We start from the raw sequence: 16710 nt of genomic DNA, 5'->3' as shown, positions 1-16710 counted from the left end.
AGATAGCAGGATTAAATAAGTTTTTGAGAATCTACTATGCGAGAGTGATGGAAGTATACCGAAAATAAAAGAAAATAAACCCAAGAAAACAACAGACCGGATTTTGAGCCGGTCTAATTGTCGTGGAGATTTTTATTTAGTTGAGAACATTTAAAAAACCTGCGAAAAGGTCTTGACTTTTGTTAGCAGGTTTTTATGCAGAAAAGTTGGGACGCAGCGGGACTTTTTTTCCGTTATGCTCCTTTTGTCCGGGAAAGGAGGGAGGATATGGAACTGGAAATTGGGCTGGCGCTGTCCGTGCTGGGCGGACTGTTGGGTGTTCTCAGTTTTGTCCAGAGCCGGGATAAATCCGTGGAGAAAGATGCCGCATGGAGAGGTGGTGTGGATGCGAAACTGGATATGATTCTTGGTATGCAGAAAGATCTGGAAGGCATCAAAGCGTCTTTGAAAGACCATGAAGGCCGTTTATCCGCCGTAGAAAGCAGCGCAAAATCTGCCCATCACCGTTTGGACGAGTACGCATAGTATGAAAGGGGGGAATACAAATGAAACTGGAATGGAAGAAACGACTGACAAACCCTTGGTTTTGGGTGGGGCTGGTGGGCGTGGTGCTGACAGCAACAGGAGCAAATCCTGAAATGCTTACCAGCTGGCAGGTGCTGTGTGATGAGGTGAAAGCGCTCTTTGCCAATCCTTATCTGCTGGCAACGGCATTTCTAGCAGTACTGGGGGTACTGACTGACCCAACCACTAAAGGGATTTCCGATGAAAAGAAAAATTAATAGAAAGGAGCAGATGAGATGTTTTGTGTGGCAGTAGATGATGGTCATGGTATGAAAACGGCTGGCAAGCGCACACCCTTGTTCCCTGACGGCAGTTATATGCCGGAAAACGCCTATAATCGGGCAGTAGCGTCTTATTTAATGGACGCGCTGAAAAGATGCGGTTTTCGTGTCCTTGCAGTGGCGCCGGGGGATGAGGACACATCTTTGCAGACCCGCGTCAAACGGGCAAATGACGCAAAAGCAGATGCGTATATCAGCATCCATGCCAATGCCTTTGGCAGTGATTGGAATGACGCAAATGGCGTAGAAAGCTGGATTTATGAAAAGGCGGATACCAAGACTGTGGACTTTGGGGGAAAGGTTCATGAAGCATTGGTAAAAGCATGCGGCAGAAAAAACAGAGGCGTGAAAAAAAGCGCAGATCTTTATGTGCTGCGGGCAACGAAAATGCCGGCAGTTCTCATTGAAGGGGGCTTTATGACCAATCGGGAGGAAGCAAAACTGCTTCTTTCAGAGGAGTATCGGAAGCAATGTGCAGAAGGCATCTGCAAAGGCGTATGCAGTTATTTCGGCGTGACTTACAAGGAGGAAACGGAAGGGGATGAGGAAGTGAAACGATATCAGAAAATCGAGGATTTGCCCTACGGCAAGGAAATCATCAAAAAACTGGTGGATGAAGGTGTACTCAGCGGAGATGAGAATGGAAATCTGAATCTGTCAGAGGATATGGTTCGTATCTTTATGATTCTGGATCGTAAAGAAATGCTGTAAATAAAAAACAGCCAGTATTTTCTAGGGGAAATACTGGCTGTTTCTATTTACGTTTGTTTAAAGCCCATTTGATTTTCTGCATTCTGGGCAGATACCGCTGAATTCCAGGGTATGTCCAGTGATGCGGAAGCCTGTTTTTGCTTCCAGATCTTCTTCCAGCTCTTTCAGAGGGCAGGAGTCAACAGGAATGACTTTGCGGCAGACGGTGCAGACCAAACGATGATGATGATCGTGTTTTTCCAATGAAAAATAGGATTTGCCGTCTTTACGCAGGCTTTTGCTCAGGACTCCTTTTTCTGTCAATGTATTCAAAGTACGATATACCGTAGAAGCGTTCATGGGCAGAATGGGCGTGGCTTTTTCCAATAGTTCTTCAGCTGTCATGGCGCGGTCTTCTGTCTGGAGAATCGAAAGCAGCAGACAGCGCTTTTTTGTGGATTTCAAATCTGCGTTTTTTAATATGCTCTGTGACATTTCCATACACCAATCCTTTCCTCTGTCCATCATAGTATAGGAAAAAATCTTTGTCAACGCAGAGTTGGAAAAACTTTCTGTTACAGCTGGTCAATTTCTTCCATGGCTTTCAAAACAGCGGGCATGTCTTTTTCTTCGGGAACACGCAGACGAACGGAGTTTTGTCCGATGTTTTCGAAATCGTTGCCGGAGATGACTAGAATTCTGCGTTTAGCGAATTCTGCCGCCAGATCGATTTCAGGGTTCTGGTGGGTGATCATGCTGATGGAAACGGTGTCGCAGGTGTGGGCAATGGAAAGGTTTTTCCAAGGACGGTACATCTGTTTTTTCATTTCTGCTGTTTTGCTCTGGAGAATTTCCAGGAAGGATTCATCCAGAATGGTTTTAGATGCAACGCTTCTGGCGAATTCTGTCATGCAGTAAGGGTTTGTGATGTTGGCAATGTAAGGTGCCAGACATTCGGGAATCAGCAGATAACCGGCACGCAGACCTGCCAGACCGAAGCCTTTGGAGAATGTTCTTGCAACAATGAGATTTTCGTATTTATCCAACAGAGAAACGGCGGAGTTTTTCTTGGGAATGTATTCGCCATAAGCTTCGTCGATAATGACAGCGGTGCCGTTTTTATTGGCAGCTGCCAGAATGGTTTCGATGTCGGAAAGGGGAATTGCCTGCCCAGTAGGGTTGTTGGGGTTATCGATGTAGATCAGCTTGTGGTCAGGTGTCAGTGCTGCCAGCAGATCTTCTACAGAGAAACGGTAGTTGTTTTCTTTTTTCAGAGGTACACCGGTAACATTGGTGCCGTACATTCTCACATCTGTCACATATTCAGAGAATTGGGGAGCGATGCCCAATACAGAATCGCCTCTTTCCAGGAACAGACGATTGAGCAGGTATAATCCGCCTACAGAACCGTCACAAAGAACGATTCGTTTGTAATTCAGAGGGCAGTAGTCCTTCCAGTACTGGATGATGCTGTCTTTGACGTCAACAGAATGAGGATAAGGACGCATCATTTCGAAATCCAGTTCTTTGAATGCCTGTTTTGCAGCAGGGGGCACCATAACGGTGTTGATGCCTTCGCCGCAGTCAATGTCGTAAGGCAAGGGACCTGCAGATTCAATGGCGTAGCTGACTTTTGTCTGCTCTGCAATGCTGCGATTGATTCTCAAATTCATATGAAAAACCTCCTAAATATGGTTAAATATCCGAAAATAATCAAACTTTATGAAAAACACGACATCCAGAAGAATGTCGTGTTTTGGAAGCAAAATCAGTCCTTTTTGGGTACTTTGCCGTTCTTGATGACTTTGTAAAGACCAACTGTCACCAGAGGCAGCAGATAGAACAGGATGAAGCCGTAAGCAAGAGCGGAATAACCCATGCTGATCAGATTGATGATACCGATTTTAGAGAACAGCATCGCTACAATCAGAATTGCTGCTGTAATGAGACCACGTTTCTTAGGAGAAAGCGGCTCCTGATTTTTTTCTTCCAGGCTGTGATCCAGACGTTCCAACAAAGCGTGAATCATGCCGGTAGCTGTTTCGATCAATGTCCAGCCGGCTACAACACCGAATACCAAAACAGGAATATTGCTGTCGGAAACAGATTGGAGCATTACCAACCAAGGAACAGATGCACCGATGATGGTGTCATCGGGATAGTAACCCATAACTGCGAAGTATGTCAGGAACCAGGGGATTGTCATAAGCAATGCACCAATGATACCGGAAATGATGGATTCGCTCCGTTTTGTCTGGGCACGCAGTGTGAACAGACCAGCAGGGACTGCAGAAAGGTTATAAGATGCATAAATGATCCCTGTCAGCATTGCCATAGGCAGTGTTGCGTTTTCCACGTAGCTGGTGTCCTGTGTTGCCATGACTGTGACGATGTTATCTTTGTTTGCTGTGATAACCATAATGGTGAAAATGATGTATGCCGCATAAAGGGCAATGGTGCCGTATGTTTCAAATTTTGCGATGAAAGCACTGCCGAAGAAGTTCAGGAATGCTACGATCAAAATCAGGATAACAACGCCGACCATGTAGTTTAAACCGATGGTTTGCTGTAAAATTTCCCCGGTGGCAGAAGCCATGATGGAGATGATCAAAAACAGCAGGATAACGTATAAAATATCATAAATTGGCCATGCCTTGCCAATGATCTGTTTCAAGATGGATTTATAATCATAAATACGATAGATGCGCGCCAGTTCAAAAGTCAGAACAGCGATAACCGCAAAGGTAAAAAATGTAAATAAACCTGATACCCAGCCATAAGCGCCGAACTTGCCGCCGTATTCAATGATTTCACGCCCTGTAGCGTATCCGCCGCCCATGAGGACAGACTGTAAAACAATGCCGGGAAGCAGTATTTTCAGTGCCCCAGAGGTGCGGAATTCTTTGTTGCTTGTTGCCATAATACCACCTCTTTAATGAATAAAAATAAAAAATAAATTAATATGAATGAATTTCATTATACTGAGAAAATATGCAAAGTCAATGCAAAATCGGAAAATGCACGATGTTTTATTTGTGTATACGGTATGCATAATTCGTGTTTTCATGAATCGAAAAACTATGGTATAATAAAATCCAACATCTTTTTTACTGACAAAAAGACAGAAACCATGAAAATAAAAGACTTTGGGAAATATTTCTCGGGAAATCTTCCTTGTTTGCGGGAAATATTTCTTTTTCGGGAAGGAGCAAAAGATTATGACAAAAAAAGAAAAGGTTACTATCATATTAGATTTGCTGCGGGAGCACTATGGTCCGACAAAATGTTATCTGAATCACGAAAATCCATGGCAGCTGCTCATTGCCACCATCCTGTCTGCCCAGTGCACAGACGATAGAGTGAATCTGGTTACAAAAGACCTGTTCCAGAAATATACATCCATTCAGGCTTTTGCGGAAGCAAATCAGGCAGAGCTGGAACAGGATATCCATTCCATTGGCTTTTATCATAACAAGGCGAAGAATATCATTGCCTGCTGCCAGAAACTTCTGACAGAGTTTGGCGGGGAAGTGCCTTCTGATTTGGATGCACTGACTTCTCTGGCTGGCGTTGGCAGAAAGACGGCTAATGTGGTGCGGGGCAATTGGTATGGTATCCCCAGCATCGTAGTGGATACCCATGTGAAGCGGGTATCTAATCTGCTGGGATTGACCAAAAATCAAGACCCTGTGAAAATTGAGTTTGATTTGATGAAGATTGTGCCAAAGGATAAATGGATTGATATTAACACCCAGATGATCGCCCACGGCAGAAAAATTTGCATTGCCCGCAGACCCAAGTGTGCGGAATGTTTCCTGTTCCCTTATTGCACAGGCGGTCAGGCGTTGCAGAAGAAAAAGTCCTAAAAGATTGTTACATATTTCTTAACAAATTCGAATAAAGCCAGTGGTGATGTTTTTTTGTGATATGATGATAAAAAACAGGGGCTTCGTTTGAAGGGAGGAAGAAATTATGTACAGGAAAAAGATTATGGCAATGGCAGCGGGTTTGATTCTGGCTGTTGGAGCAGCTGGTTGCGGCACTGAAAAAGGGGATGATACAACTGCCATTTTGCAAAAAGCACAGGGCACTATGTCGAAATTGGAAAGTTTATCCGCAGATTCAGAAACGAAAATTGTCATGAAAAATGATTCTGAAACAGAAACAACAATGATCTGGCGGAATCAGGAGATTTTCATGAATCCCTTTAAAATGCATTACAAAACAAAGGTAATGCTGGGAGAAGGCTCAGAGGTTGTGGACGCAGAAGAACAATATGCGGAAGAACGAGATGGCATGGTTCATACTTATATGATAACAGTGGGGGATGTGTTTGCGGATTCCTATGGGGCTGAGGAATTTATTGGAGAGCAGGCTCTTGCGGATTTGGATTTATATTTGACAAAACTTCAGTCTGCACAGAACGTTGGTACAGAGGAAATCAATGGTGTTTCTGCAACAGTGGTGACCGGCATTCTGGATGGCAAAGATATGGCGGACAGCGGTGAAGAATGGGCAGATATCCGGGAAGGCAAAGTGGATGTAGATGCTTCCATCAAACTTTGGATTACGGAAGATGGCTATATACTGCGGCATGAAATAGATGCAACGGCGCTGATGAATGGGATGCGTTCAGGTGCGGATCCTGAGGCAGAACCTGTGGACGATTGGTCTTATGGCGCGTATGTAGAGCAGATGACCTATGGAGATTTCAATACAGTGCCGGATTTTGAAATCCCTGCAGAAGTGCTGGATGCGGCATAAAAATGGAATGATTTTAGGCAGAGCAATCTGGAATGAATTGCTCTGTTTTTATATGCGAAGAAAAATGCCACATCCATTGGATAGACAAATGTTTTTGTGATATGATGCATATAGGTGCGATTTATGATACAAACGGGGAGGAAAAATTCGTGCTAATCAGCGGAAAAATCATTACGGGCATTTTGACAGCGGCAGTTATGGCAGTAGGAAGTAGAACGCCAACGCCGGACACGGAGGCATTGCTGCAAAAGGCAAATGGAACCATGTCACAGGTAGAAAGTATGTCTGTGACGACGGAACGACAGATGGATGTTGCCTTTGATGGAGAAATCACCAGTACTATCATACAATCGGAAATAGATACCATAGCGAAGCCTTTCAAAGCAAATGTGGATGTTGTTGTTATACGCAATGGTGAAGTGGCACAGAGATATGGCACGTACGCTGTGGAAAACGGCGAAGATATAGATACTTATTCGGAAACGGAAGGAAAATGGGTTCACGAAGCAGGAACCATGGCAGATATTTCTCAGTACAACATCTGGATGCAGAAGGATCTGTTTCTGAATCATCTCAGTTTTTTGTAGTGGATGGTACAGAGGAAATCAATGGAATACAAACGACAAAAATTTCCGGTGTATTGACTGGAGAAGCTATGGAAAAAGTTTTGGAAACCTCGGGTATTGATCTGATATTCGGTGGTTTGGGATGGAGTTTAGACGAATTGTATACTGAACTGAAAGATATGAAGGAATTGCCTGTCAGTCTTTGGATCAGTCCCGATGGTTATTTGATTTGTTATGAATTTGATATGACAGACAGGATGCAGGCAGCTCTGGACAATCTCAGCGGCACAGAAGAAAACTTCCAGACAATCGTAAAAACAAAGCTGCGGGTGACATGCAGTAATTTCAATGAGATATCTGATTTTGAAATACCGAAAGAAATTACGTCAGGAGCAGTGGAATTTGAGGAGTTCTGTCAGGAAATGATATAATGTATACTGTTTTTGTATAGATTGTTTCGAAAATGATGCATAATATTAGATAGCAGTGGAAATTTCCTAATGTTCTTTTAAGAAATTCTTACCGAAAAGAGAATTTGCGGACAAACCTCTGTTGTTTATGGTATGATGCAGAAAATCAAATTTAATCAAGACCAACCCAAAGGAGGACAGGTAAATGAAAAAGAGAATTTTTGCATTGGCTATGGCACTGGCAATGGCAGCTACAGCAGCAGGCTGTGGTGCGAAACAGTCAACAGACGTAGAAGCATTGCTGCAGAAAGCAAATGACACAATGGCGCAAGTGACAAGTATGTCTGCCCAGATGGAAGTACAGATGGATATGGCTTTTCAAGAAGAATCCATGAAGTCCGTGGTAAAATCTGATATGGATTTGAAGCTGGATCCCTTCAAAACCAATATGACCATCAGCATGACATTGAACGACGAAGCGTTGCAGACATATGAAATGTATGCAGTACAGAACGGTGATACTGTGGATGCATATATGCAGGTGGACGGAGAATGGATTCACCAGCCTATGGCAAGTGCAGACGTTTCTCAGTACAACGCAGGACAGAATATGGATCTGTATCTGAAAAACATTGAGGCCTTCAAGGTCACAGGTACAGAAGAAATCAACGGTAACAAGACAACAGTGATTGAAGGTCTGCTGACAGGCGACGCTATGGAAGAAGCTCTGAAAAACTCCGGTATCGAATCTACAACTGCTGGCTTGGGTATTTCCGCAGATGATCTGGTTACCCTCATGGACAGCGTAGAAGGTATGCCTGTAAAACTGTGGATCAGTGACGATGGCTATGTGATGCAGTACGAACTGGATATGACAGCCATGATGCAGGGAATTATGGATGTTATGAGTGGCGGAGAAGAAAATCCTGTTACCATTTCCAAAACTTTGGTACACATGACATGCAGCAACTTTGACGCAGTACCTGACTTTGAAGTACCTGCGGAAGCATTGGCAGCAGCATAAAAATGAATTGGAAGCAGAGAGACCAAAAGCAACTTCCTCTTAAGAAAACATAGATTTTCCTTTTTCTTGATTTCTTAAGAGGAATTGCGACGGCGGTCTTCAGAAGAAAATATATTAAATAAAATCTTAAAATAAGAAAGCCAAAATCTTTTGCAATGATAAGGATTTTGGCTTTCTTTGTTTTCTTATGAAGATGCCCCAAATGGTTTCTCTGCTTTTTTCATGGGCAGAAATATGGTATGATGGAGGAAAAGTTTTGAAAGGGGAGAATATCATGCTGGACAATCGCGTGGAAACGTTTCTGGCGCTCTGTGATATTATGAATTATACCAAAACGGCAGAAACGCTGCATATTACCCAGCCGGCTGTGACACAGCAGATTCGCTGGCTGGAGGAATATTATGGCTGTAGGCTTTTTTCCTATCAGGGGAAAGTGCTGCGTCTGACGGAAAAAGGGGAAACTCTGCGGCGCCTTGCCCAGCAAATGACAGCAAATGCCCAAGGAATTCTGCAGGAGATGCAGCGGGAAGAAAATACGGAAATCCATCTTCGGATTGGTGCCACAAAAACCATCGGAGATTACATGCTGCCGCCTATTATGGTAGATTTTTTGCAGGAATATCCACAGTATCGCCTGCATTTGACAGTGGATAACACAGGAAAGCTGCTGCACATGATGGAAGAAGGAAAAATTGATTTCGCCATTGTAGAAGGCTTTTTTGATAAAGAAAAATATGATTTTACCCTTTATAAACGAGAGCGGTTTTTGGGGGTTTGCGGGAAGGCGTGTCCCTTGCGTGGGAAATCTATTTCCTTATGGGAAACCCACACAGAACCATTGATTTTGCGGGAACCTGGGTCTGGTACCAGAGATATTCTGGAGGAATTGCTGAAAGAGAATAATTTTACGGTGCATAGTTATTCTGCTGTACAGGAAATCAGCAATTTTCAAGCTATCAAAGCCATGACGGAAGCCAGCCTTGGCATTACGTTTTTGTATGAACCGGTGGTGAAACAGGGGTTAGAAGAAAAGCGACTTTTCCCTCTGGAAATTTTGAATTTTGATATTTTTCGGGAGCTGAATTTTGTTTATCTGCAAAACAGTCTGTTCCGTCAGACATGGCAGCCCTTTGTAGATTTTGCCATGACATGGCAGAAATGAAAGTATGCGTTTTTATCAATACAATTATTCGAAATGAACATATATCATTGCAAAAATGCATACGCAGTTATGAGAAATAAATTCCTGAAAAAATATAGGAATTGTTAAAATTGACAATAATCATCCTTAATGTTACCATAGTTTTATGATAAATTATGATGCGATAAGGAGGTCTTGGTTATGTCATATAGTCCTTTGCTTGGTTCTGCCTTCAACAGAACAAAACTGAGAGATGCTGCTCATCCCTGCACATTTTCCGGTATGTGCTCCATGTGCACAGCAGATTGTGTAGGTACTTGTGAAATCGGTTTGTCTGCTGTGCGTGGTGCAGATGCCGTGTATCCCACCACTACCGGGGACAATCAGGTAGCATCGGAAAAACAGTATCCCATTGATTACTCCCATTTCAACATCAATGGGCGGGTGTTTGGTGCTATGGGTGCGGAAGCGGATTCCGATAAGGCAACCATTCATGATGTGAATCTGGAAACAGAAATCGGCACACTCCATCCTGTAAAATTGAAATTGCCCATCATTCTGCCTGCTCTGATTAAGTTGAACTGGCAGGATTACTTTGGCGGTGCGGCTATGGCCGGCGTATTGACCGTCATCGGCGAAGGAGCCGTAACCAAAGACCCTACACTGCGTCTGGAAAACGGCAAAGTGGCACATTGCCCGAAGCTGAAAGAATTTCTGGATGCTTTCCGAAAATATTACCGTGGATATGGGCAGATTATTTTGCAGGTGAATATTGACGATGACCGCATTGGTGTACCGGAATACGCCATCAAGGAATGCGGCTGTGAAGCCATTGAAATCAAATTCGGTCAGTCCGCAAAAGGCACACAGCCAGTGAACCGCCTGGCAACGCTGGAAGACGCTTTGAAGGCACAGCAGAATGGTCTGCTGGTGATTCCTGACCCTTCCGATCCGCAGGTGCAGGAACGCTACAAAGCAGGCTTTGGGGAAAACTTCCGTTCTTATGGCAGACTGCCTATGTGGGATGAAGAATCCCTTTGCAAACGCATTGAGGAACTCCGTGCCATTGGCTTGAAAAATGTATATTTCAAAATGGCTGGCTACGATCCGGCTGATTTGGAACGGGTATTGCGCATTGCGTCCATGGCACAGGTGGATATGGTTACATTCGACGGCGCAGGCGGCGGCTCTGGTTACAGCCCTTGTAAAATGATGAACGAATGGTGTCTGCCTACAGTGGCAATGGAAAGTGAACTGGTGCAGATCATGTCCCGTATGGAAAAAGAAGGCTTGAGTTTGCCCCATATTGCCATCACAGGCGGTTTTGCCATGGAAGATCAGGTTTATAAAGCTTTGGCGTTTGGTGCACCTTATGTGAGTGCCATCGGGATTTGCCGGGCATCCATGGCAGCGGCAATGAGTGCCAAAAAAGTGGGAGAACTCATCGAAGCGGGAAATATCCCCACAGAACTCCAGCGGTTCGGCTCCACAGTGGATGAATTGTTCCCGGATTTGAGAGAACTGCGGAATATTTACGGCGAAGAAGCCAATAATTTCTCCACAGGTGCCATCGGTGTTTATTCTTACTTGAATCGTATTGCCTTTGGTCTGAAACATTTTGCCGCACTGAACCGAAAATTCTCTCTGGAATACATCGATAGAAGCGACATTTTCCCTCTGACAAGAGATGCAAAAGATTTGCTGGATGGAAAATGGATGAAATAAATTAGATTGCACACAGCAGAGTCTGAACAGCAGGCTCTGCTGTTTTTTTGGATTTTTTCTCCTCTTTCGGGAAAGAATAGGAGGAAAGAAACCAAAATGAGGTGATTGCATGAGGAATACAACGGCAAAGAAAGCGGAACAATGCCGGATGTTTTTCGTAGATGGAAAGAAATTCAAGACAAACGTCCTGCTGGGCTTTTTCCGTGTGCCTTTGCGTCGGGAAAATGCCACAAAGCTGGCTTTGCTGGCAGAAGTGCTCCAAAAAGGAACGGAGAAATATCCTTCTGTGACAGCAGTGGCAGCAGCGGCAGAGGAATGTTATGGCGCTCTGTGGCAGGTACAGATCATCAAAAAAGGCGGAGAAGCATGGCTGTCTTTCTCCATGGAAGTTTCCAAGCATGTGTCAGAGAAAGAAGTGCTGGATTTTCTGCTCCAATTGATGAAGCATCCAAAACGAATAGACAACCAATTTCCTGCGGAAACGGTGGAACGGTGTATAGCCATTTTAAGACGGCGGCTAGAAGCTCAAGGAGATGACAAAATCTCCTTTGCGGCAAAGCGTGCCAGAGAGCTGGCGGCAGAAGGAGAAGGTGCAGGCGTTTGTGCTGATGGGTATCTGGAAGATTTGGAAAAGCTCACTTCGGCGGATATCAGCAGTTTTTATGAAGATTTGCTGGCACATGCGCCAGTATATCTTTATGTCTGCGGTGACAGCGACGGCAGACAGATGTTGAAGAAATGGAAAGGCGCATTGGATTTACAAGGGAAAGAATTGTGGGAATTTCAGCAGACTTCCCGGAAACAGGCTCTTTGCCGCAAAATCGCGGAAAAAGCCAATATGGGACAGACCCGACTGGTATTGGCGTTTGACTCCGGTGTGCATCCTTGGGACAGAGCCTTTCTTTCTCTCAGGGTACTTTGTGAAGTGCTGGGCGGCGGCAATGGGCTGTTGTTTCAGGAAATTCGGGAAAAACAGGGATTATGCTACGATATTTCCATGTCATGCGATACCATGACAGGATTGGCTTTTGTTCAGACAGGCGTTGCAGGGAAAGATGTCAAACATACAGCATCAGAAATTTGTCGAATTTTGCAGAATGTGGCGAATGATAGAATCAAAAACGATGATTTTCAAGATGCAGTGGAGCAAATACGGCGAAAAATATCCGATATTTCTGATTCTCAATGGAAAATCATGGACTATGTGGCGGAACAGGAAATCATTGGAACAAATCTGGATTCTGAACAGATGCTTCGCAGATTGGAAGATGTGACAGTGGAAGATGTGGTCAAACGAGCGCAAAATCTTACATTGCGGACAATGTATGCCCTGACAGGAGAGGAGGAATTTTCATGGGATTGATGCGCCATGGTGCAGGAGAAACCATATTGCGGGAGCGGGCAGCGGCAGGCATGCGCTGCTGTATTTACCCCAAAAAACAGTTTGGAGAAAAATTTGCGGCAGTGGTGGTGCCTTTCGGTTCCAACGATGTATGCTGGCAGGGAGAAAACAGCGAAAAACCGATCCGTTTCCCCTTGGGTGTTGCCCATTTCATCGAGCATAAGCTGTTCCAGCAAAGCTGGGGAGATGCCCTTTTTCAGTTCGGCAAACAGGGGGCAGCAGCCAATGCTTTTACGGATGGGGAAAAAACAGTCTACTATTTCTCCTGCCGTGAAAACTTTATGGAAAACCTGCGGTTATTGCTGGATTTTGTGCAGCATCCTTGTTTTCAGGAGGAAGATGTGGAAAAGGAAAAAAGCATCATCCGAAGCGAAATTCGCATGGGGAAAGACGACGCCAACCGGGCAGCTTATGAAACCATGGTGGATTTGATGTATCAGAAGCATCCTGTGCGTTTTCCCGTTGCAGGAACAGAAGAAAGCGTGAAAAATACCACAGCGGAGAAGATGCAGAAAGTCTATGATGCCTGTTATCTACCTCAAAAGTTCTGGCTCATTTGCGCCGGCGATGTGGATGATCACCAGATTATGGAGGCAACGGCACTGGTGCAGGAGAAAGAAAGTACTGGAAAAATTGTATACTGCAAAGAACCAGACACCATTCAGGAACGGTATCGGGAAATTGCTATGGGACTGCGCCGACCTGTGTTTCAGGTGGGCTTTAAATTGGAGCCTAGAGAAAGAAACCTGCGGGAGAAACTTGCTATGGAGCTTTTGATGGATTTATGGGCAGGAGAAAGCAGTCCGTTTTTTCTGGAAGCTTATGAAAAAGATTTGCTGGATGCGCCGCTGGAGCGGATGTACAGCTGTGGAAACGGTTTTGCCTTCTGTGCCTTTATGGGCAGTGGCGAGCAGGCGGAAGAAACGGCAGAACTGCTTTTGACCCACTGGAAGCGGTTAAAGCAGAACGGTATTGACGAAAATCACTTCCGCAGATTACAGAAAAAGGCAGTAGGGCAGACTTTGCGGCTGTTCCAGTCCATTTCTGCCATTGGATTGACGCAGATCGAATTGACGCCCTTTGATGCGGATTTGAGCGATCTTTTTCGCCTGACGAAAGAATTGCACAAAAAGGATTTGGAAAAATTGTTGCAAAATACCATTGCGCAGGATAAAATGGTTCTATCGGTAATGCGATAGAAAGAAGGGATGTTATGCCTGAAATTTGGTTTCCCAATCTGGGAATCGAAATCGACCATTTGAGCCGTACGGCTTTTACAGTATTTGGACAGGATATTTACTGGTATGGTATTTTCATTGGCCTTGGTGTGATTCTTGGTGTGCTGCTGGCACTCCATGAAGCCAAACGCACGGGTCAAAACCCGGATACCTATCTGGATTTCATCATTTACGCCATGATCATTGCCATCATCGGTGCAAGACTGTATTATGTTATTTTTTCCTGGGATTTTTACAGCCAGCATCCAGAAAAAATATTTGCCATCCGGGAAGGCGGGCTTGCCATCTACGGCGGCATCATCGGCGGTGTCCTCACAGCCATTGTTTACAGCCATTTGAAAAAGAAAAGCTTCTGGGTTATGGCGGATACCATGGCACCATCTTTGATTCTGGGGCAGATGTTGGGTCGCTGGGGTAACTTCTTTAATAAAGAAGCTTTCGGCGGATTTACAGATAACCTGTTTGCCATGCGGTATCAGCTTTCTCAGGTGCGTGCTTCTGATGTCACACCGGATATTCTGCAAAATCTGGTGACAGTCAATGGCGTGGATTATATTCAGGTGCACCCCACATTTTTGTATGAATCCATGTGGAGCCTGTGTGTATTCATCATCCTGCTGATTTTGCAGCGGAAAAAGAAATTCGATGGTCAGGTATGCGCAACGTATTTTTTTGGCTATGCCTTAGGGCGTGTGTGGATCGAAGGTCTGCGCACAGACCAGCTTTGCATCGGCAATGTGCCCGTTTCTCAGGCGTTGTCCGCAGTACTGATCATTGCCTCTGTGGTGCTGTATGTTTACTGCAAAAAGAAAGCCGCGGCGGTGCCTGTCACCGAAGGGGCAAATGCGGAAACCGAACAAAAGGAAGAATGATTGTAAACGGGACAGACCGCGTCAAAAGGGTGGTCTGCCCGTTTTTTGCATGGTTCCCATCAGGGGACTGATACATAGAAAGAGGGAATAACATGGTTTTACTGACAGCGGAGAATATCCGTAAAAGTTATGGTACACGAGTGATTTTTGACGATATTTCCTTCAGCATCCACGAAGGGGATAAAATTGGTGTAGTAGGTGTCAACGGCACAGGGAAGTCTACCCTGCTGAAAATCGTTGCAGGGGTGAATCAGGCGGACAGTGGGGAAATCATTACCATGAACGGCATGCGTATGGGGTATCTGCCCCAGTCCCCGGTATTCCGTCCGGGAACCACTGTGCTGGAACAGGTATTTTATGGGGATAATCCGGTGATGGCATTGGTGCGGGAATACGAAAGCACCATGAAAGCCCTGGAAACAAACCCTACCGATGAAAAACTGACAAAACAGGCGGCACAGCTTTCTGAAAAAATGGACAAGGCAGAAGCATGGTCTTTGGAAAGCGAAGCCAAAAACATCCTGACTCGTCTGGGTATTTCTGATTTTTCCCAGCCTGTAGAAACTCTTTCCGGCGGTCAGCGGAAACGAGTGGCATTGGCAGCGGCATTGATTGCGCCGGTGGATTTGCTGATTTTGGACGAACCTACCAACCACATTGACAACGATACTGTGGAATGGTTGGAAAAACATCTGGAAAAATACTCCAAAGCCCTTTTGATGGTAACCCATGACCGTTATTTCTTGGATAGGGTAGCAAACCGTATGCTGGAACTGGAAAAAGGGAAGATTTATACCTATCAGGCAAACTTTACAAAATATCTGGAAATGAAAGCGGAACGGGAAGAACGTCTTCTTTCCGAGGAGAAAAAACGTCAGAATTTCCTGCGGAACGAACTGGAATGGGTGCGTCGTGGGGCGCAGGCACGTTCCACCAAACAGAAAGCTCGTTTGCAGCGGTTCGAGGAAGTGTCTGCCATTCGGGCACCGGAGGAAAAACAGAGTGTGGATATTTCTTCCGTCAACAGCCGTCTGGGGAAAAAGACCATTGAACTGGAACATGTCTGCAAAGGCTATAACGGCGTGGAATATATCCATGATTTCAGCTATATTATCCTGCGGAATGACCGTGTGGGTATCACTGGCAATAACGGCTGCGGCAAAACCACACTGCTGAAAATGATGACTGGACAGCTTCAGCCTGACAGCGGCACAGTCACAAGAGGGGAAACCGTCAAAATTGGCGTATTTGCCCAGGAAAACGAAGAATGGGATGAAAATCAGCGAGTGCTGGATTATATCCGGGATGTGGCAGAGTATGTGCCTACAGTAGACGGCAGACTTTCCGCTTCTCAGCTGCTGGAAAAATTCCTGTTCCCCATTCCCATGCAGAGAGGACCCATTTCCATGCTTTCCGGCGGGGAAAAACGGCGGCTGTATCTGGCGAAAGTCCTCATGGAAGCACCAAATATCCTGTTTTTGGATGAACCTACCAACGATTTGGATATTGAAACCCTCATGATTCTGGAAGATTATCTGGATCATTTCCAGGGAGCAGTGGTAGCCGTATCCCATGACCGTTATTTCCTGGATAAGACCATGGGCAGAATTTTTGCCTTCCTTGGCAATGGACGCATCAAGCAGTATGAAGGTGGCTACACGGATTTCAGAAACGCTTATCTGAAAGAACAGCCGGTGGAAAGCCAGAGCGTTTCTGTGAAGAAAGAAGCCCCTGTGGAACGGAAAGCAGAAAAGAAACTGCTGAAGATGTCTTATAAAGACCAGCGGGAATATGATTCCATCGGGGATGAGATTGCCGCACTGGAAGATAAGATTGCGGCACTGGAAACAGAAATGGCAGCATGTACTACAGATTATATGCGTTTGCAGGAGCTTTCCGATGAAAAAACAGCCACAGAAGAAAAGCTGGAAGAAAGAATGGAACGCTGGATGGAATTGAGCGAATTGGCAGAGGAAATTGAGAAAAACCGTCAGGAAATGGCGTAACTTGCAAAGAATCGGGTTTTTCTGTTA

General features: G+C 45.0%; 17 protein-coding genes. 14 read left to right on the top strand and 3 right to left on the bottom strand.

All coding sequences use genetic code 11. The features are described from left to right. Window positions 1–267: 267 nt before the first annotated feature. The 3 genes from INF29_RS08595 to INF29_RS08585 are packed head-to-tail and all read left to right on the top strand — an operon-like array spanning window position 268 to window position 1556. The gene (locus INF29_RS08595; protein WP_022255195.1) at window positions 268–525 is read left to right on the top strand and encodes a hypothetical protein; all 258 of its coding nucleotides are present in this window, start codon (window positions 268–270) and stop codon (window positions 523–525) included. 20 nt (window positions 526–545) lie between these two features. Next, entirely contained in the window at window positions 546–782 is a 237-nt protein-coding gene (locus tag INF29_RS08590; RefSeq protein WP_087988788.1) for a phage holin, read from the top strand. An 18-nt stretch (window positions 783–800) separates the two neighbouring features. After that, window positions 801–1556, top strand: coding sequence for an N-acetylmuramoyl-L-alanine amidase family protein (locus INF29_RS08585; RefSeq protein ID WP_193485974.1), 756 nt, complete (start codon window positions 801–803; stop codon window positions 1554–1556). Between the two features lie 57 nt (window positions 1557–1613). Here INF29_RS08585 and INF29_RS08580 read toward each other — a convergent pair whose 3' ends face one another. The 3 genes from INF29_RS08580 to INF29_RS08570 form a co-directional block, all read right to left on the bottom strand. Continuing rightward, window positions 1614–2036 (bottom strand): Fur family transcriptional regulator, encoded by a 423-nt coding sequence (locus INF29_RS08580; protein WP_242949218.1) that lies wholly within the window; start codon window positions 2034–2036, stop codon window positions 1614–1616. Between the two features lie 74 nt (window positions 2037–2110). Beyond that, entirely contained in the window at window positions 2111–3208 is a 1098-nt protein-coding gene (locus tag INF29_RS08575) for a pyridoxal phosphate-dependent aminotransferase (protein WP_072850419.1), read from the bottom strand. Between the two features lie 95 nt (window positions 3209–3303). Beyond that, entirely contained in the window at window positions 3304–4455 is a 1152-nt protein-coding gene (locus INF29_RS08570) for a YkvI family membrane protein (RefSeq protein ID WP_072850417.1), read from the bottom strand. Between the two features lie 298 nt (window positions 4456–4753). Between INF29_RS08570 and nth the strand changes: the two genes are divergently transcribed. The 11 genes from nth (at window position 4754) to INF29_RS08515 (ending at window position 16683) form a co-directional block, all read left to right on the top strand. Next, a complete protein-coding gene (nth, locus tag INF29_RS08565; RefSeq protein ID WP_193485972.1) occupies window positions 4754–5401 on the top strand; it encodes an endonuclease III in 648 nt (215 codons plus the stop codon). Window positions 5402–5507: 106 nt separating this feature from the next. Beyond that, window positions 5508–6299 (top strand): LolA-like protein, encoded by a 792-nt coding sequence (locus INF29_RS08560; RefSeq protein WP_193485970.1) that lies wholly within the window; start codon window positions 5508–5510, stop codon window positions 6297–6299. A 149-nt stretch (window positions 6300–6448) separates the two neighbouring features. Beyond that, window positions 6449–6886, top strand: coding sequence for a hypothetical protein (locus INF29_RS08555; protein WP_193485968.1), 438 nt, complete (start codon window positions 6449–6451; stop codon window positions 6884–6886). A 68-nt stretch (window positions 6887–6954) separates the two neighbouring features. Further along, window positions 6955–7296: a hypothetical protein gene (locus INF29_RS08550; RefSeq protein ID WP_193485966.1), complete on the top strand. Its 342-nt coding sequence runs from the start codon at window positions 6955–6957 to the stop codon at window positions 7294–7296. A gap of 184 nt (window positions 7297–7480) precedes the next feature. Further along, window positions 7481–8299, top strand: coding sequence for a DUF6612 family protein (locus tag INF29_RS08545; protein WP_193485964.1), 819 nt, complete (start codon window positions 7481–7483; stop codon window positions 8297–8299). A 256-nt stretch (window positions 8300–8555) separates the two neighbouring features. Next, a complete protein-coding gene (locus INF29_RS08540) occupies window positions 8556–9461 on the top strand; it encodes a LysR substrate-binding domain-containing protein (RefSeq protein WP_193485962.1) in 906 nt (301 codons plus the stop codon). A 180-nt stretch (window positions 9462–9641) separates the two neighbouring features. Next, on the top strand, window positions 9642–11165 hold the full coding sequence (locus INF29_RS08535) for a glutamate synthase-related protein (protein WP_193485960.1): 1524 nt from the start codon (window positions 9642–9644) through the stop codon (window positions 11163–11165). Window positions 11166–11274: 109 nt separating this feature from the next. Continuing rightward, window positions 11275–12528 carry a M16 family metallopeptidase gene (locus INF29_RS08530; RefSeq protein WP_193485958.1) on the top strand — a complete coding sequence of 418 codons (1254 nt, stop codon included), beginning with the start codon at window positions 11275–11277 and terminating at the stop codon, window positions 12526–12528. Further along, window positions 12519–13766 carry an EF-P 5-aminopentanol modification-associated protein YfmH gene (gene yfmH / locus INF29_RS08525; protein WP_193485956.1) on the top strand — a complete coding sequence of 416 codons (1248 nt, stop codon included), beginning with the start codon at window positions 12519–12521 and terminating at the stop codon, window positions 13764–13766. Before INF29_RS08530 ends, yfmH begins: the two co-directional genes overlap by 10 nt. A gap of 14 nt (window positions 13767–13780) precedes the next feature. After that, window positions 13781–14677 (top strand): prolipoprotein diacylglyceryl transferase, encoded by an 897-nt coding sequence (lgt, locus tag INF29_RS08520; protein WP_193485954.1) that lies wholly within the window; start codon window positions 13781–13783, stop codon window positions 14675–14677. A 92-nt stretch (window positions 14678–14769) separates the two neighbouring features. After that, window positions 14770–16683: an ABC-F family ATP-binding cassette domain-containing protein gene (locus INF29_RS08515; RefSeq protein ID WP_072850399.1), complete on the top strand. Its 1914-nt coding sequence runs from the start codon at window positions 14770–14772 to the stop codon at window positions 16681–16683. The last annotated feature ends 27 nt before the right edge of the window (window positions 16684–16710 follow it).

Source organism: Anaerotignum lactatifermentans, from assembly GCF_014982935.1.
Taxonomy (GTDB): Bacteria; Bacillota; Clostridia; order Lachnospirales; family Anaerotignaceae; genus Anaerotignum; species Anaerotignum lactatifermentans.
The sequence above is the reverse complement of the archived record's forward strand: the minus strand, read 5'-3'. Positions and strand labels throughout refer to the sequence as shown.